The 17057-nt window shown below is 43.4% G+C and carries 17 protein-coding genes; 7 read left to right on the top strand and 10 right to left on the bottom strand.

The genetic code is table 11. From position 1 onward, the window contains the following. From ACSFC1_RS00640 to ACSFC1_RS00620, 5 genes are read right to left on the bottom strand one after another with little or no spacing between them, the layout of a single operon-like run. Positions 1 to 1194 (bottom strand): pyridoxal phosphate-dependent aminotransferase, encoded by a 1194-nt coding sequence (locus tag ACSFC1_RS00640; protein WP_435564207.1) that lies wholly within the window; start codon positions 1192 to 1194, stop codon positions 1 to 3. Next, positions 1191 to 2309, bottom strand: coding sequence for a class I SAM-dependent rRNA methyltransferase (locus ACSFC1_RS00635; RefSeq protein ID WP_435565955.1), 1119 nt, complete (start codon positions 2307 to 2309; stop codon positions 1191 to 1193). The genes ACSFC1_RS00640 and ACSFC1_RS00635 overlap by 4 nt, the downstream gene beginning before the upstream one ends. 46 nt (positions 2310 to 2355) lie before the next feature. Next, positions 2356 to 3444 (bottom strand): iron-containing alcohol dehydrogenase family protein, encoded by a 1089-nt coding sequence (locus tag ACSFC1_RS00630; protein WP_435564206.1) that lies wholly within the window; start codon positions 3442 to 3444, stop codon positions 2356 to 2358. Between the two features lie 12 nt (positions 3445 to 3456). Next, a complete protein-coding gene (gene nfi, locus ACSFC1_RS00625) occupies positions 3457 to 4137 on the bottom strand; it encodes an endonuclease V (RefSeq protein WP_435564205.1) in 681 nt (226 codons plus the stop codon). Further along, a complete protein-coding gene (locus ACSFC1_RS00620) occupies positions 4137 to 5300 on the bottom strand; it encodes an LCP family protein (RefSeq protein ID WP_435564204.1) in 1164 nt (387 codons plus the stop codon). The genes nfi and ACSFC1_RS00620 overlap by 1 nt, the downstream gene beginning before the upstream one ends. A gap of 93 nt (positions 5301 to 5393) precedes the next feature. On the opposite strand from ACSFC1_RS00620, the gene ACSFC1_RS00615 reads away from it, so the two are divergent. The 6 genes from ACSFC1_RS00615 to ACSFC1_RS00590 are packed head-to-tail and all read left to right on the top strand — an operon-like array spanning position 5394 to position 10369. Continuing rightward, complete coding sequence (locus ACSFC1_RS00615; RefSeq protein ID WP_435564203.1) at positions 5394 to 5786, top strand: hypothetical protein; 393 nt, start codon at positions 5394 to 5396, stop codon at positions 5784 to 5786. Then, the gene (locus ACSFC1_RS00610) at positions 5783 to 6262 is read left to right on the top strand and encodes a restriction endonuclease (RefSeq protein ID WP_435564202.1); all 480 of its coding nucleotides are present in this window, start codon (positions 5783 to 5785) and stop codon (positions 6260 to 6262) included. Before ACSFC1_RS00615 ends, ACSFC1_RS00610 begins: the two co-directional genes overlap by 4 nt. Before the next feature lie 6 nt (positions 6263 to 6268). Next, positions 6269 to 7534: a lysine 2,3-aminomutase gene (gene ablA, locus ACSFC1_RS00605; protein WP_435564201.1), complete on the top strand. Its 1266-nt coding sequence runs from the start codon at positions 6269 to 6271 to the stop codon at positions 7532 to 7534. Next, complete coding sequence (locus ACSFC1_RS00600) at positions 7522 to 8424, top strand: hypothetical protein (protein WP_435564200.1); 903 nt, start codon at positions 7522 to 7524, stop codon at positions 8422 to 8424. The genes ablA and ACSFC1_RS00600 overlap by 13 nt, the downstream gene beginning before the upstream one ends. A 2-nt stretch (positions 8425 to 8426) precedes the next feature. Continuing rightward, on the top strand, positions 8427 to 9527 hold the full coding sequence (dnaN, locus tag ACSFC1_RS00595; protein WP_435564199.1) for a DNA polymerase III subunit beta: 1101 nt from the start codon (positions 8427 to 8429) through the stop codon (positions 9525 to 9527). 2 nt (positions 9528 to 9529) lie between these two features. After that, a complete protein-coding gene (locus tag ACSFC1_RS00590; protein WP_435564198.1) occupies positions 9530 to 10369 on the top strand; it encodes an ABC transporter ATP-binding protein in 840 nt (279 codons plus the stop codon). On the opposite strand, the gene ACSFC1_RS00585 is transcribed toward ACSFC1_RS00590, so the two are convergent. From ACSFC1_RS00585 to ACSFC1_RS00565, 5 genes are all read right to left on the bottom strand, one after another. Then, positions 10347 to 11078 (bottom strand): amino acid ABC transporter ATP-binding protein, encoded by a 732-nt coding sequence (locus ACSFC1_RS00585; RefSeq protein WP_435564197.1) that lies wholly within the window; start codon positions 11076 to 11078, stop codon positions 10347 to 10349. The two genes, ACSFC1_RS00590 and ACSFC1_RS00585, sit on opposite strands and share 23 nt — an antisense overlap. Beyond that, on the bottom strand, positions 11075 to 11797 hold the full coding sequence (locus ACSFC1_RS00580; protein ID WP_435564196.1) for an amino acid ABC transporter permease: 723 nt from the start codon (positions 11795 to 11797) through the stop codon (positions 11075 to 11077). The genes ACSFC1_RS00585 and ACSFC1_RS00580 overlap by 4 nt, the downstream gene beginning before the upstream one ends. Positions 11798 to 11829: 32 nt before the next feature. Next, on the bottom strand, positions 11830 to 12588 hold the full coding sequence (locus ACSFC1_RS00575) for a transporter substrate-binding domain-containing protein (protein ID WP_435564195.1): 759 nt from the start codon (positions 12586 to 12588) through the stop codon (positions 11830 to 11832). A gap of 275 nt (positions 12589 to 12863) precedes the next feature. Continuing rightward, positions 12864 to 14195, bottom strand: a complete 1332-nt coding sequence (locus tag ACSFC1_RS00570) for a TldD/PmbA family protein (protein WP_435564194.1) — start codon at positions 14193 to 14195, stop codon at positions 12864 to 12866. After that, positions 14192 to 15580 (bottom strand): TldD/PmbA family protein, encoded by a 1389-nt coding sequence (locus ACSFC1_RS00565; RefSeq protein ID WP_435564193.1) that lies wholly within the window; start codon positions 15578 to 15580, stop codon positions 14192 to 14194. The genes ACSFC1_RS00570 and ACSFC1_RS00565 overlap by 4 nt, the downstream gene beginning before the upstream one ends. A 393-nt stretch (positions 15581 to 15973) precedes the next feature. On the opposite strand from ACSFC1_RS00565, the gene ACSFC1_RS00560 reads away from it, so the two are divergent. Beyond that, positions 15974 to 17047, top strand: coding sequence for a THUMP domain-containing class I SAM-dependent RNA methyltransferase (locus tag ACSFC1_RS00560; RefSeq protein ID WP_435564192.1), 1074 nt, complete (start codon positions 15974 to 15976; stop codon positions 17045 to 17047). Positions 17048 to 17057 lie beyond the last annotated feature (10 nt).

The following is a 17057-nucleotide window of genomic DNA, read 5'->3' as shown; positions in this document are numbered from 1 at the left end:
TTATCTCTTCTCTACATATGCTTTTAGGCCTTGAGCGAGTATCTTCACGGCATCACGAAGACTGTCTTGATTCAAGACATAGGCGATCCTTATCTCATTCAGTCCTGCCCCCGGTGTGACATAAAACCCGTCGAGTGGAGAGACCATCGTTGTCTTACCATCAACATCGAACTCAGAGAGCATGAACTTCACAAAGTTTTCTGAACTGTCTATCGGCAGTTTCACAGAAACATAGAAGGCTCCGTGGGGTTTTTTGAAAACAGCTTGATCGATCTTTTTAAGTTCCTCATAGACAGCATCTCTTCTCTGTTGGTATTCTTTTCTAATTTGTTCTGTGTAATCATCGCCGAGTGTCAGAAGACCAATCGTCGCATACTGAGATGTCATAGAAGGACACAGTCTTGCTTGGGCTAATTTCAAACCAGCTTGGTAAAGTTCTTTGTTTTTCGTTACAAAGGTCCCGATTCTTGCTCCACACGCACTATATCTTTTCGAAATGCTATCTACCACAATGGTACGGTCTAGTATCTTATCGAAAGTCATCATCGATATAGCCTTGTACCCATCAAATGTGAACTCTCTGTACACTTCGTCAGATATCACGAACAGATTTTTTTCAAGGGCAACATTGGCGATTGTCTCAAGTTGCTGATAGTCGTAAACCGCACCGGTTGGATTGCACGGATTAGAGAAAATCACAGCCTTAGTCCTTGGACCAATCTTTTCGAGAAAGGCTTCTTTTTCTGGCACAACATAACCGTTCTCTGGATAGGTTCTAACAGGCACAAGCTTAATACCAAGTTGAGCAGCAAAACCGGCATAATTGGCATAGAAGGGTTCCAAAACGAGTATCTCGTCGTCTGGATCTGCAACAACTGCCATCGCAAAGAGTACTGCCTCGCTTCCACCATTGGTGACGATGATCTCTGAAGGTGAAAGCTGTAGTTCGAAGTTTTTGTAATATGTCACAAAAGCCTCGCGAAGCTCAAGCAGTCCTGCTGAATGTGTGTAAGCCACTACTTTGGGCTTGTACATCTCTGCGTACTGAAAATAGACAGGAGGGGTTGGAATATCGGGTTGCCCTATGTTCAGATAGTAGATCTTTTTGCCCCTCTTTGCAGCTTCTTCTGCAAAGGGTATCAGTCTTCTGATGGGGCTTGCAGGAGCTTGTTTTGCCCTGTTCGAAAGATTCATTGATCTCGCCTCCAGATAGACATTATGTGAAATTTCAAGTATCTCGTTTCAGGAACACCGAGTAAAACAGGATGATCCGCTGGTTGCGATCCTCGATAGAGTATACCAGCCTCAACTTTACAGTCCTGGGCAGAATCTTGTAAAACTTGTTCGAAATCTGCTTCGGAAAGTACTTGAGTACAGCAAGAACTTACCAAGATTCCTGGCTTTTTCAGAAGTTTCATCGCACGCAGATTTATTTCTTTATGACCACGTTGTGCCGAAGGTTTTGAAGCTGAGGATTTTGCAAAAGAAGGAGGATCGAGTACGATTAGATCATACCTTTCTTGTGAGGCAGACTCTCTTTTGAGCCAGTCGAAGGCATTCTCATTGATCAGTTCATACCTTCCCTCAAAACCATTCATCTTCAACAACTGCTCGGCAATCTGTAAAGATCTCTGTGAGTAATCGATCAATCTGACGTGTTTTGCACCGTACTTGAGCAAGTGTAAAGAGAAATTGCCCGTGTAAGAAAAAACGTCTAAACAAACCCTACCATCTGCGTAAGGTTCAAGTGCCCTTGCGCTGAATCTTTGATCGAGGAAAGCACCTGTCTTTTGACCTCTCAAATCTGCAGCAAGCATCAGATCCTCAGACTGATAAAAGATCACTTCTGGTCCAGATCCGTACAACCATCCACAACTTGTCGATAGACCCTCTTTGCTACGAACCGAAGAATCAGACTTCTCGTAAACACCAAGAATTTCGAGTTTCTCGATCAACTTCCTCACAATCAGTTCTTTGAGTCTCTCCATGCCGAGGGTGTTGACCTGAATGACTATATAAGAACCATATTTGTCTACGATCAAGCCTGCAAGCCAGTCTGACTCGCTGAAGATCAATCTGCACGCTTGTTCCTTTCTTAAGATGTGATCACGTTTTCTTATCGCATCTTCTACTCTCTCTTCAACAATCTGTTCAACTGTCTTAGGCAACGTCGTCAAAAGTCGAACGGCTATCTTCGATTTTGTGTTTATATAACCGCGACCAAAAAACCTACCGTTGTTGAGAAAGACGTCTACGATCTGCCCTTCTTCGAACTCTCCATCTATTTTCGATATCTCAGTGCTGTATATCCATGGATGATAATCTCTCTTAACCGCCTTTAGAACAACGCGTGCGTTAATTTGCTCTCACCCCTTCGTACAACTCTCTGATGAGATCTTCAGTGAATTTACCTCTTGTCCAACGCATGTGATTGGCAGAGATAGCCCTCTTTATCCATCGTTCGAGTTCATCATCTGTTATCTGAACCTTTATTGACAGTCCAGCCGATGCAATGAACTCATCGATTTTGCCAAAGATTTTTCTCACCAAATCGACTTTCTCAGGAACTTCACTTTGTGCACCGCTCACAATCGCGCCAAGAAAGGCAGCTGTTGCATCACCATGTCTTATTCCCTTGAAGGTACTCAGAGGATATCCCAGTACGTGTGCAAGAGTCGTGCTCGTCTGGCTTATCACCATCCCCGCCAAAGATGACGCATAAGCCATTGCCTCTCTTGCCTTGTAGTTGTCAGGTTCTTTCAGCACCACAGGCAAGTTATCCCTTATCAACCTCATTGCCTCTATTGCATAAAGATCTGAGATCAGAGTCGCTCTCTTGGACAAAAATCCTTCAACGGCATGACACAGAGCATCAAGTCCTGTAGATCTCGTCAAAGAAGTGCCCATGCTCAACGTGTAAGTTGGATCGATCAGTGCCAGAGCTGGGAAGATCTTCTCGTGTGAAAACCCTCTTTTGAAACCCATATCGTCTGTGAGTACCGAGTATTGAGTCACTTCACTGCCAGTGCCTGAGGTAGTTGGAACAGCGATTATTGGAAGGGATGAATTGTATTTACTGGCGTCGTACAGATCCTCAACACCAAGAGAGGGATTTTTCAACAGAACCGCTATTGCTTTTGCAGAATCCAAGGGGCTCCCTCCACCAACACCTATGACAAAGTCAAAACTCTGATCTTTGCACTCACCAACTGCAGTACGAATCTGTTCAAAGGTAGGATTTTCCTCTATTTTGTCGTAGGTATGATACTCAATATCGATTGAGTTCAGGGCGTTTTCAACGTCGTTCAAGGAACCGTTAAGTCTTGATGAGGTTTTCCCAGTCACGATCAACGCGTTTTTCCCAAAAGTTCTAAGCAACTCCTTGCTCTGCTCAACAACTTTTTGGGAAAACAAAACCTTCGTTGGCATGAAGTATTGCCACATCTTAAACACCTCCTAAGAAAAGAGTTTATCATTTTTGTCCTTAGACTTCTCAGACAGTAGGTGCGCCATTCTGGTAGGTTCTGGCAGTCTATAGGAAGTACAACACTTCAGCACGAGATCAATCGAAGATTGAAGATCACATTTGTGGCCTGGTGAGATGAAAAGAGGTTTGGTGTTAATCTTAGTTCTGAGCACAGCTCCTATGATCTCACCATTATCGGCGTAAAGATATTCGTAACTACCTTTTTCATTTGATGGTTCTCTGTACTTCCCATAGAGATGAGACTTTGCAACTCCTATTGTTGGAATTTGCAATATAATCCCCATGTGCGCTGCTATGCCCATACGCCTTGGATGGGCTATTCCCTGCCCATCGAACATCACCACATCTGGCTTCGAACGAAGTTTTTCCCATGCCTTGAGGAAAACAGGACCTTCCCTGAAAGCGAGCAAACCCGGAATGTATGGGAAAGTAACAGGACAAGACTCTTTCACATACTCTACCATTTGTAGAGTCTTTATATCAATCACCACAACAACGGCGTTCCCGCTCTCGGGTGTGGGAAAGGACAGATCTACACCTGCCACCAAATTCACCTGTGTCACCGGTTCATGCCTGAGCAATTCTCTAATTCTCAGTTGTTCGGCTATGGCTTGCTCCGGTGAAAGATTCCACGACTGAGCCTCTTTCATCACTTCGTCACCATCACAACAGCGTCGTACGGGAAGGTCGGGTAAATTCTGTTTTCAGACATCTTCTTGATCAAATCGAGATACTCGTTGAAAACACCTTTGTCAGAGGTAAACTTCATCACAAACTCGAGATTAGGATAGACTTTTTTCAGAATTGACTTCAGTTCTTCCTGTTTTGTCCTGTCAAGAATCAAAACGGTGTTGCTCGTATACTTTACTCCAACTTCTTCCCACACAATTTGATTCGGTAAGAAACCTGCCGTAGAAGACCACAAATCCTGTGAACGAGCGAGAAATCCCCTCGATTTGTCTTCTGAACAGTTTATCAAGAGAATCTTCGGCGGTGTTTTGAGCTCTGTTGTTGTAACAGATGACAAGATCTTCTTGTAATCACCTATCTTTTGGCTGTCGACAACCACATCTCCATCTTTGTTCAACATGTATGGAAATGTGACAAAACCCATGTTGAGGTTTCTCTTCAGCCTTAGAAAGATATAGATTACCTCACCCAAATTGAGATTCATAGAGAGGTTCTTACGAACATTCGAGAAGATAGACGCAACTTGAAAGACATCGAGGCTTCTTGCTTTGTCCATCAGTTTTATGAGAACTTCTTTTTGCCTTTCTATTCTTGCAAGATCACCCATTGCCTCACGGCGATACCTTATGTAGGCGAGTAACTGATCTCCCTTCATCTGGTAGATACCGGGTTGAAAGTCTATATAGAGATTTTGAACGGTGTCTGTGTACTTCATCGGCTCTCTAATCTGTATTTCAATTGGACCAAGTCTATCTCCAAGATACTTAAAGACCTCGTAATTCACAATTGCGTACCCGTCGAACTCAATACCTAAGAGTTCACTGAGTGTTCCTTGCAAACCGCTTATACCAGATTTTTCATACACCGAGTTTATCTTGCTCTTACCTATGAGCAGATCTCTGGGAACATTGCTCACCAGAACTCTTCCGTGCTCGTGATCAACAACTAATATCATGATGGCATCGGTCCTAACTGTCTTCTCTATGACAGCATCGGTCCCCACTACCAGAAGGCAATAAGGATTCTTCTCGACTTTGTTGTAGAGAAATTCAACTGAGATCTTGGTTAGTGCCAAAAGCGTGATTAAAAGAAGTAAGACACTACTTGTTATTGTCAGGAGCAAGATTATGAAAGTAGATCTCTGCAGTCATCGCACCTCCAATGGAATTTTATCATTACACATTGTACAATGTGTAATGGTAATGGAGTGATGTGGTTGTTTTTCATAAAAGTGACAGTTTTCATAGTGCTTGCTCTATTGTTTCGCAAAATATGGAAAGAAGCGATACAAAGGCGAAAGACTCTGAAAGCAAGGGTGCAGAAATCGCTTCAACAAGCAGGCTGGAGTTGCACCTCGCATTTTCATTATGGTGGAAGCTGGATAGCAACTTACAAAAAGACGCTTCAAAAACAAGTAGTCCTCGTGAACGAGAATACACTAACATTTGACGAACTGAGAAAAGCAACGTTGGCAGCACTCTTGTCTAACATAAACCAAGTGAAGATATACTACAACCAAATCACACCACACACGAGAAAGGCGTTGCATATGCTCTCAAAAACTCACAGAACTCACAGAATAAGGTTCACTGTGCAGGAGTCCATATGACGATCATCTTCCTTTCATTGATCTTGTTGACACTGTTGTTGTTTCTGGCATTAGTCTTCAGAAGAAAATCACCAAAGCTCACAAAGCTGAGAGAGGAATGGCGCAAAGGTTTTAAAAATGGCTGGGCGTTTGAGAAGTTCTCAGCGGAACTTTTCAACAGCCTTGGCTACAAAGCGATTGTTACGAAGGGTTCTCATGATTTTGGGGCAGATTTGATCATCAAAGACAGGAGGAACACCTTCGTCTTACAAGCGAAATACTACACAAACTCGATTTCACCAAAAGCGATCGAAGAAGCCCTTATAGCAGCAGCTATCTATGGAGTGGACAAAATTGGCATCATAACCAACGGCGAAATACCACAGGCTGTGAGAGATTTTGCCGAAGAAATTCGTGCGAAAACCTTTGTGACCAAGGTTGCTCTGATTGGAAAAGGCGAGATAGAGAGAATGCTCAGAGGCGAGAGAGTGCTGTAAGGAGGCATGAGCGAAATGAGAGATTTCAGAGAAATCCCGATTTGGAAAGACGTATCAGAAGCAGAGTGGAACGATTGGCATTGGCAACTGAGAAACAGGATAATGGATCTCGACACGCTTCAAAGGGTAGTCAATCTAACCGAACAAGAACGAGAAGGCGTGAGACATTCTCTGAAATTCCTGAGGATGGCGATAACGCCGTACTACGCGACCTTAATGGACTCAGAAAACCCTAAATGTCCTGTTCGCATGCAGGCTATTCCAACTGCTAAGGAGTTGAACATATCGAGTGAAGAAATGTCCGACCCACTTCATGAAGACATCGACTCGCCGGTAAAAGGGCTCACTCACAGATATCCAGACCGTGTGCTTTTGCTGTTGACCGATCAGTGCGCCATGTATTGTAGACATTGTACTAGAAGAAGATTTGCAGGCGAGACCGATGCCCCACTTCCCGATGAATATCTCGATAAGGCTGTTGAGTACATCAAGTCTCACAAGAAGATAAGGGATGTACTCTTGTCTGGAGGAGATCCACTGACTCTCTCAACAGAGAGACTCGAAAGTGTCATCTCAAAGATTCGAGAGATAGAACATGTGGAGATCATAAGAATAGGAACTCGTACTCCTGTTGTCCTGCCAATGAGAATCACAGAGGAACTCGTGAACATGCTGAAGAAATATCATCCCATCTGGTTGAACACTCATTTCAACCATCCCAAAGAATTCACCGACGCGTCCAGAAAAGCTCTTACGATGCTGGCAGATGCAGGGATCCCACTGGGCAATCAAAGTGTTCTGCTTCGAGGTGTGAACGACTGTCCACAGACGATGAAGAAACTCGTGCACGAGCTGGTCAAAAACAGAGTCCGACCTTATTACATATACCAATGTGATCTGTCACGAGGCTTGTCTCATTTCAGGACAACTGTCGCAAAAGGTATAGAAATAATCGAGTATTTGAGAGGTCATACCTCTGGTTTTGCGGTACCGACCTATGTAATAGATGCCCCTGGAGGCGGAGGAAAGATACCCATAGAACCGCAATATCTCATCTCAATGGGTGAAGGTAAAGTGGTAGTCAGAAACTACGAAGGAGGCATCTTCGTCTATCATGAACCTCGCGATTATAGAAGCGAGTGCCAAGAGGACTATATCGAAGATGAAAGAAAGAGTACAGATGGAATAGCATCACTGTTGACTGGAAAGCGAAAATATCTGATTCCAGAAGATTCAGAGAGAATTCGGAGGTCACGAGATTGGCAAAGGTAATCTACGTTGTGGGCAATGCCAAGAATGTGGGAAAGACAACAGTTGTAAAACATCTCATACAGACAACAAATAATATCTGTGTTGCAAGTATCGGTTTTGATGGTGAAGAGTTCGACAACATAACTGGCTCGCCTAAGCCATATATCGAGCTCAAAGAAAACGATTTTGTTCTCACTTGTGAAAAATTTCTAAATGGCTCACACTTTTCAATCATGGAAATAATCGATGAAAATCCATTAGCAGGGACAATACTCTTAGCAAGATCGTTGTTACCTTCACGCGTCATAGTTGCCGGAGCAACACCAAAAGCGATTGAGATTGTCTCAAGAAGAGATGACTTCGAGACACTCATAGTTGATGGAGCTTTGGATAGAGTTGTACACGCAGGATTTACAGAGAAAGCTCGCTTAATCTTCGTGATAGGTTCAGATCCACAAATGGGTGAAAGAGAGCTCACAAGATCGATAGAACGTGTCTTTCAAGCTGTGAGACTCTCGCTTGCTCCTGAAGATGTGAGGGAGACCTTCAAAGACTGTGAAATGGTTTGTGGGCTGAAATCTGATGGTTCTGTTGTAAAGATGGGTGATTCGTTGCTCAACTACAGCGCCCATGAAAAAGAAGAATACGAATGGATCTTTGTCCCAGGTGTGCTCGTAGAAGAGACGGCGAGAAAGTTCAGTTCGGTGAAGTTTTGTTTGGCAAATCCATTTTCATTTTTCGGGACTCTGTCGAAATTTGATAATATATATACTGTGAAAGAGTTGATACTCGAAAAGATCTACATAAATCTTTTTGACAGACCATGGCTTGAAGAAAAAGTTGTTAGACTTATAGAGTCGTATGGATATCGCCCATATGACATAATGTATATTGATTCTCAGGAGGGATAGCGATGAAAATCACCGTAGAGGCAAGTGAACTTTCCAATAAGATCTCGATTGTTTCAAAAACGGTGCCTTCCAAGACGATCAAGCCCATAATGGAATGCATTCTTTTTGACCTTTCACAAGAAGGAACATACCTTCACGCAACTGATCTGGAAACAGGAGTCAAAGCCGCCTTAGATTGTGAGACAGAGGAATTCGGCAAATTCGCCGTTGACGCAAAGATACTCTATGAAATTGTGAGAACTTTACCCAACGAAGGAAAGGTCCAACTGAGCTTCTCTTCGGGTTTGCTGAGTGTGGAATCTGGTCGCAGTAGATTTAGGGTTCCAACGATGGATCCAAGTGAGTTCCCCCAGGTTACACTCCCAGCGGAGGGTTATTCACTTGCCGTTGAAGCCAAAACAATCAGTGAAATGATAGAGAGAGTGATCTTTTGCGCCGCAAAGGACGAGTTCATGAGAAATCTGAACGGTGTCTTTTGGGAGATCGGCAACGGCTTCTTGAGACTCGTTGCTTCCGATGGTTTCCGCCTGGCTTTAGCTGAGGAAAGACTTGCAACACAGAGTGAGTCAAACTTCCTGATATCTTTGAAGAGCATGAAAGAGCTGCAGAGCATCTTACAGAACTGTTCCCAATCTACCGTTACGATTCGTTACGACGGAAAAAGGTTATCTCTGAGCACTTCGAATATCGAAACTGTTATGAGAGTTGTGGAAATAGACTTTCCTGACTACAAGAAGGTCTTGCCCAAAGCCTTTAAGAGCAAAGTGATACTTTCGAAAAATGACTTACTCGAGGCTCTCAGGAGAACTATGGTCATAGCAAAGAGAGGAAGCGAATCGGCAAAATTGGAAATCAATGAAGAAGTTCTGTCTTTGAGCAGCAGGAGTCCTGACTCAGGTGAAGTGAACGAAGAAATCTTTGTGAGAAAAGAAGGCGAGGATATCGTCGCCGCATTCAATCCAACCTTTCTCTTGGAAGCCTTAAGACACATTCACACAGATGAAGTTGAATTCAACTTTGTGGACAGTACAAGCCCTCTGCAGATAAACCCTCTGAACGTAGAAGGTTATCTGTACATAGTAATGCCGATAAGGATTGTGTAAAGATGAAAATAAGTTGTTCAAAGGTCAGTAAATCATTTTGTGGTAAGAAGGTTCTTGAGGATGTAACCTTCGAATCTCAAGAAAAATGCATCGCGTTTTTGGGTCGCAACGCGGTTGGTAAAACTACTCTGCTCAGAATCTTTGCCACAGTTGTTAAGCCACAGACAGGGTCTGTGAAGATAGACGATGTAGACTTGGTGAAAGAGCCGAACAAGATCAGAAAGATTCTGAGTTTTGTACCAGAGAAACCTTCATTAATAGGGGAGCTCAGTGCTTGGGAAAATATAAAGCACTTCGCGAATATAAGGAAAATAAAGGTTAGGCCGGATCAAATCATGGAGAGATTTGGCATACCCATCACAGACCAACCCGTTAAGACCTTTTCAAAGGGTCTGCTACAAAGACTCGTGATTGCAATCGCTCTGATGAGTGAGCCACAATTGGTCATTCTCGATGAACCCACGAATGGGCTTGACCAAGAATCGACGCAATCTTTGTGGCAGTTGCTTTTGGAAATGAAAAAGAAAGGCACCACGATACTGCTCAGTACCCACGACGAAGTCGAAGTAACCACATTGGCAGATTATGTGGTGATTTTGGATGAAGGCAAGGTCGCCTTCAGTGGGCTTGTGAACGAATTGCCCACAGGAAGGTTTTACATCGTCCAGGTGGAAGGTGTCTTCCCTTCTGATAGTTGTGTTCTTTCTACCTTGAATGGAAAAACCTCACTCCTTGCAGAAAAAGAAAAGCTTCCTGAGCTGCTCGAACGGTGTAAAGTACTCAATGTCAAAAACATAGGTACCAGAGAATTGATCGAACTCAAGAATAAACGCTTGCTATGAAATTTCTCGCACTCTGAGAAACAGGTTGGCTGAAAAAACTATCTGGATCTGAGTCCTCAATAATGATCCCATCTTCCATGTACAAAATCCTCGAAGCGACGCTCTTGGCAAAACTGACTTCGTGTGTAACGACTATCATTGTGTGACCGTTCAACGCCAATTTCTTCATGACTTGGTGAACTTCTCCAACAAGGGTGGGATCGAGCGCCGATGTTGGTTCATCGAAGAGTATGAGGTCAGGCTTCATCGCTAAAGCACGTGCAATCGCAACCCTTTGCTTTTGACCACCCGAAAGTTGTGAAGGATAACTGTTGACTTTCTCAGTTAATCCAACGATCTCAAGGGCATTCATAGCAACTTGATATGCTTCATCTCTTGAGAGCTTTTTCACCTTCACCAATCCGAGCATGACATTTTCTATGGCAGTCATATGACTGAACAAATTGAAATGCTGAAAAACAAAACCAATTCGAGACCTAACACGTCTGAGAAGATTCAAATCGTTGTTTATTTTCTCGTCCTTGAAAAAGATCTCACCACTGTCTGGGGGCACCAGATAATTTATGGTTCTGAGTAATGTTGATTTGCCAGCACCAGATGGTCCCATGATTACCACGATCTGCCCTTGAGATACTTCGAAGGAAACACCTCTGAGAACCTCTGTTTTTCCATATTTCTTGTGAACATCAACAACCCTGAGTAAAGTCACGGTATTGCAAGCCTCCTTTCGAGCCAGTGCCCTAAGAAGGAGAGAACACTGGTTATGGCGACGTAGAAAACCGCTATGGTAAGATAACTTTCAAAAGATGCAAGTGTCTGTGTTCCAACTTGACGTCCAGTCATGGTCAGCTCTGCCAGGGCTATCACCGATGCCAAAGAGCTGTCTTTCACCAAACTTATCGATTGTCCTATCAATGCCGGTAGAGAAATTCGAATCGCTTGGGGGAAATGCACATATATGAAAACCTCCGATCTCGTCAGACCCAAAGCAAAGGCAGCTTCAAGTTCTCCTTTGTCAACGGCATCGAGACCAGAGCGAATGATTTCAGCAAGGTATGCACCCTCAAAAGCTGATAGGCCAAAGACGGCTGCCCAAAATCTGTCGAAAGGAAATACACTCCCAAGGCCATAATAAGTCAGAAGTATGACAACAAGTAAAGGTGTATTTCTGAAGAAAAAAACGTACAAAGAGGCAAACTCTCTCAAGATGCCGATAGATCTTCTCATGAGTGCAAAGATTATGCCTATCGAAAAGGAAAGCAGCAGCGAAAAACCACTCAAGCTCATCGTGGTTATTAATCCATTCAAAAATACAACACGATATCGAACAACAACGGACCAATTGAACGGGTAAACCTGCGCGATTGAAAAATAGATCACAATGAGAAGGCAAGCTGTTAGAAGAATCGCGTAGATCTTTCTTTTCACAGTTTCACCTCCACGAGCGAGGGCTTACGCCCTCACTCAGTTTCAAGCCATTTTCTGTACAGTTCATCGATCAAACCAGTTGTTCTTGCCCACTGCACAAAAGTATCAAGCCATCTGAGTGTCTCCAGGTCACCTTTCCTTATGGCAATTCCAAGATCTTCAAGGCTCAACAATTCTTGAACCATTCCGAGCGTATCGTATTTTTGAGTTAAGAACTTAACGTAGATCGAATCATTCACCATGATCTCTGCCCTCTTTGAGACCACTTGGAAGGCTGCCTCATCCATGGTTGAAAAAGTGAGAATCTTCGCCTTTGGAAACATTCTTCTGGCAGTGAACTCCCCGGTTGTACCGAGTTGAACGGCTATGTTTATCTGTTTTTGAGAAAGTTCTTCGTAAGTCGGTGGAGTTTTATAGACTGATTTGTTGTACAATATAGCCTGGCCTACTGTGAGATAAGGCAGCGAAAAATTCACCTTAAGAGCGCGTTCGGGCGTTATAGTCATACCGGAAAAGATCATGTCAAACTTTCCAGAGAGAAGGGCAGGTATGATACCGTCCCAGTTGACGATCACAAATTCAACTTTTACTCCAAGAATCTCAGCCATCTTGGTGATGAGCTCGATCTCAAGCCCGACGCGCTCTCCCTTTTCATTGGTACCATACAGCGGCATGTAGCCTTCGTCTTGACCAATCCTTAGAACACCCCTTTTCTGGATCTCTTCGATCAAAGAACCAAAGACTATCAACCCTGCCAACGCTAAGATTAGAAAAACCAAAAACCTTTTCACCAAAACCACCTCCATATAAAATAAAAACCGGGCTGTTTTTCACAGCCCGGTTGTCAACTTTTTCTTCCCTAATCAGGTGGCATCCAACGAAGCACCACCCGGGGGATCAACCGGGCTATACTTCGCAGGATGCTTTATTTCAATTGTTAGAGGTTGGAGCCAAGTATTACGATCTGTCACATTTGATCACCTTCACAAATGTTTTTCATATGATACTACAGTAACAACAATCTGTCAATATCAATTTCAGATCAAAATGCAGCTCTTGTTCGTTGTCAAGACAGATTACCCGCGACATCTATGCTGTCGAGCAAAACTGACGGAAAGTATGCAGAACCAGAAACCAATTCTGAATCGTTTCCAACTTCCTCTATGCTTTTGAGTAAATCGATGAAATTACCAGAAATAGTTATCTGTTCCACCGGTTTTACGACTTCACCTCTTTGTACGTAATATCCGACTGCGCTAACTGAAAACTCGCCAGAGACCGTCCTGACGCCAGAGTGCAATCCATCAAGGCCAGTTATTATGACACCTTCATCCATCTTTTTCATGAGTTCTGGGAAACTACTCTCACCAGGCTTGACAATACTGTTCAATGGTACACACTTGAAGGTGAAAACATTTCCCGTTGGTTGCACTCTGTCTTTTTTCGCAGATTTGAGAGAGTGAAAATAGGTCGTCAAAACTCCTTGGTCGATGAACAACTTCCTTTTGGTTGGTACACCTTCGTTGTCAAAAGATCTCTTTATCGGTGTTTTGTCAAAGAGCGGATCTTCCAAGACAGTCAGTTTGTCACTCGCTATCTTAGAGTTGATCTTACCCTTGAGTGGAGAAAGTCCTTTCTGAACACTTTCTGCGGAAAAAATCGGCATGAAGGCAGAAAAGAGGTCTGCAAAGACATCATTTCTCAGTATTGCTCGGTATTTACCGCTGCGAAGACTTTCAGCTCCAAGTTGTGAAAGTGCCTCTTTTGCAGCCTCAGATGCCACTTTGTTCAAGTCTATCTCGTTTGGGCTTGAACCAAAAACGGCTTTCCAGCCTTTCTTTGGCTTATTACCGTCCGATGCCACAAGATAGACAAAACAAGCACCCAAGCCAGTGCTCTCAGAGAGTTCAACTCCTTTGGTGTTGAAGATAGTGATTTGGTAAGCTTCGTGTGAGTAAGAACTCATGATCACCATGGCAATTCTTTTGTCACAAGAGAGTGCCTTCTCTTCTAAGAACTTTGCCATTCTTATCTTCTCTTTCACGGAGATCGATGCAAACTGATCTTCAAATCTCTGTGAAGGTGAATACTCTCCTGATCCATCGTAGATAGAATCTTCTTCGAGAGTATCTGTTATTAAAAAATTCTCGTATGCGCTGTCTACCAAGAATTTCACCGCGTCTTCATCAATGACTTCCGAAGAAGAAAAAGCAGACTTACCGTCTTTCAAACCTTTGAAGGTGACGACAAAAGAATCTGCATCTGTATAATTTTCGACATTCTGTTTGCTCACCGTAACACCAAATTCCTTGATTTTCATAAAGAGCAGTTCACAATCGTCAAAACCTTTTTTCTTCGAATAGGCGAAGACCTTGTCTTTGAAGGTTTCTACTCTCATCTATTTCGCCCCCCAACTATGAGTTCAGAGACTCTGATCGTGGGCTGCCCCACATCTGCAGGAACACTACCAGAGACAGACCCACACATTCCTTGACCGCGTGCTAGATCATTTCCAACCATGTCTATCTTCTGAATCACCTCAGAACCCTTCCCAATCAAAGTTGCTCCACGAACAGGTTTTGTTATCCTACCTTTTTCGATGAGATATCCTTCTGCCACGGCGAAGTTGAACTCACCAGTCGCAGGGTGAACAGATCCACCACCCATCTTCTTCGCATATAACCCATAGTCGGTAGCAGAAATTATCTCCTCTGGCAAGTATTTGCCTGGCAAGATAAAGGTGTTGCTCATCCTCGAAGTCGGAATGAACTTATAGTTTTGTCTACGAGAACACCCGTTTGGCTTTATGCCGAGTTTGGTTGAGTTGAAACGATCGACCAGATAAGTTTTCAGTATGCCATTCTCTATCAAAAGATTTCTCTGAGTAGGTGTGCCCTCGTCGTCTATGTTGGCTGATCCCCAGGCATTGGGTATCGTTCCATCGTCCACTGCAGAAACGCAGTCAGCAGCGATCTTTACACCCAACTTCCCAGCGAATACAGATGCACCCTTTGCCACAGAGGTAGCCTCTAAGGAATGACCACAGGCTTCATGAAAGATAACTCCACCGAACTCGTTTGCAACGACGACTGTCATCTTTCCGGCTGGTGCAAACTCGGCTCTGACCATTCTATCGGCAATCCTCGCGGCTTCAGCACCTATGTCCAAAGGATTCAGCAAGTTGAAAAACTCAATTCCCATAGCTGCACCAGGTCCATAAAAACCAGATTCTTGCTCTCCATCCTTTGAAGCCACAGCGTTAACTACCAATCTCGTTCTGACCCTGCGATCTTCTGCCATCAACCCATCTGAATTAGCTATGAACACCCTTTGATCGTAATCTAAGTACCTAACAACGACCTGTGTTATGAGATTAGAATAGCCCTTTGCCCCTTCATGAGCCAACTTCATTATTCTGGCTTTCTCCGATTTACTAACCTCTTGTGGATAATAGAAGATTATGTGAGAGTTCTTGATATCGCTTCTTGACATATCTATTGGCTTTTCAAGATCTTCATTGATATCAAGGGCATCGGTCAATCTTTCAAGCATTTTGAAAAGCTGCTCTTCTGAAGGATCATTGGTGTAAGCGTAAACCTGCTGATAGCCTTTGAAAATTCGCAATCCTATTCCAAACTCTCGACCACTTTTGGCTGTCTCCACCCTGCCGTCGATCATTGACATAGCCGTCTCGAACCTGTCCTCGGCGAAGACCTCGACAAAGTTTGCCCCCTTTCTCACCCCGTGGTTTATCAAATTCTCAACAACCTTTTCATTCAACAACAGATCCACCTCCTAAAAGGATTGTATCACACGATTCTTAGCAAAGCGAATCAATTTCGTTTGTACTCTTTCAAAAAGAAAGTGTGTTCCCTTATAGTTTACTTTGATCTGATCTCGATCCTCTTCAAGATTGCATACAGAACACTTAAACCCCCTGTCTGATCAAGACCCACCGCACTGTTTGGTTTCATCCAAGCTCTCGCCTTTTGTCTTCTTGACGCTTTTCATTGTGTTTTCGTTCGATCAACTGACCCTTTAAAACAGAGACTAAAGAACTGTGTCTGCTTTAATTACAGCAATACTCTATTATCATAAAATGTAGCCGTTCATCACAATTCCATGAAAGTGATATGCTTCTTGGCTGAATCTCTGTAGAATAGACCAAGAGGTGAGATGGTGGAGTTAGTTGCACTTTGCAGTTCAGGTCTTGAAGGGGCTGTTTGCATCGAATTAAGGAGACTTGGCTTGAAGATTGAAAAGGTTACGGCTGGGCATATACATTTTCACGGGCAGTTGTGGGATATACCAATGCTGAATTCATCCCTGTACAGCGCCGACAGAATCATGATTCACATGAAAACCTTCGAAGCCACTACCTTTGATGAACTGTACGAAGGTACAAAGTCCGCAGACTGGCAAGAGATAGTCCACAGAAATGGCAGGATTTTGGTTGAGAAAGTCAAAGTGAGAAACTCAAAACTCTCCGCAACAGGTGCCATTGCCTCAGTTGTCAAGAAAGCAATCTACGACAGCATAAAGTCAGCGAAAGAAACAGATGACATTGAGTATCCAATATACATCTACACAAAAAACGACATCGTGACTTTGATGATCGACACAACTGGAAGAGAAGGTTTGAGCAAGCGAGGTTACAGAATAAAAACCTCAAAAGCTCCTCTCAGAGAAACGATCGCCGCAGCATTGATCCTCATGAGTGGATGGGACGAAAAGACACTCTTGATTGATCCGTTCTGTGGAAGTGGAACAATACCTATTGAAGCTGCAAGAATTGCCATGAGAATACCAAATCTCAGAAACTTTTCCTTCGAAAAATGGCAGATCTTTCAAAATTTCCAAAAACGAGCAACTGGACCGAGGAAAATTCAAAGCTCAACTATATCGATGGGTTTTGATAAGGACTGTGGAGTGCTCAAAGTCGCTAATGAAAACGCACATAGGGCAAGGGTGTCAGACAAGATAATCTTCAAGTGCAAATCTTTCGATAAACTGAGCCCATTCACACCAGGACAGGCTCACGTTGTGACCAACCCACCTTTTGGAATGAGGCTGAAAGAGGGAGATTCACATTTCTACAAGGATCTTTCAAGACTCTTCTGTCTATTCGAGAATTGCAGAATTTGTTTGATAACACCAAAAGAAAACTTCGAAGATATGGTAAAGAAAAGGGCGACCAAGAAATTCAAGTTTCAGAACAGTGGGATATGGACATGGTGTTACATTTTTTGACAAACAAAAA

The sequence above is a fragment of the Pseudothermotoga sp. U03pept genome (genome assembly GCF_051235805.1).
Lineage (GTDB): Bacteria > Thermotogota > Thermotogae > Thermotogales > DSM-5069 > Pseudothermotoga_B.
The sequence above is the reverse complement of the archived record's forward strand: the minus strand, read 5'-3'. Positions and strand labels throughout refer to the sequence as shown.

What these genes read in the sequence shown, in the direction of transcription:
- ACSFC1_RS00640 (WP_435564207.1), bottom strand. Translation starts at nt 1,194, where the DNA reads ATGAATCTTTCGAACAGGGCAAAACAAGCTCCTGCAAGCCCCATCAGA.
- ACSFC1_RS00630 (WP_435564206.1), bottom strand. Translation starts at nt 3,444, where the DNA reads ATGTGGCAATACTTCATGCCAACGAAGGTTTTGTTTTCCCAAAAAGTT.
- nfi (WP_435564205.1), bottom strand. Translation starts at nt 4,137, where the DNA reads ATGAAAGAGGCTCAGTCGTGGAATCTTTCACCGGAGCAAGCCATAGCC.
- ACSFC1_RS00610 (WP_435564202.1), top strand. Translation starts at nt 5,783, where the DNA reads ATGACGATCATCTTCCTTTCATTGATCTTGTTGACACTGTTGTTGTTT.
- ablA (WP_435564201.1), top strand. Translation starts at nt 6,269, where the DNA reads ATGAGCGAAATGAGAGATTTCAGAGAAATCCCGATTTGGAAAGACGTA.
- dnaN (WP_435564199.1), top strand. Translation starts at nt 8,427, where the DNA reads ATGAAAATCACCGTAGAGGCAAGTGAACTTTCCAATAAGATCTCGATT.
- ACSFC1_RS00590 (WP_435564198.1), top strand. Translation starts at nt 9,530, where the DNA reads ATGAAAATAAGTTGTTCAAAGGTCAGTAAATCATTTTGTGGTAAGAAG.
- ACSFC1_RS00570 (WP_435564194.1), bottom strand. Translation starts at nt 14,195, where the DNA reads ATGAGAGTAGAAACCTTCAAAGACAAGGTCTTCGCCTATTCGAAGAAA.
- ACSFC1_RS00560 (WP_435564192.1), top strand. Translation starts at nt 15,974, where the DNA reads ATGGTGGAGTTAGTTGCACTTTGCAGTTCAGGTCTTGAAGGGGCTGTT.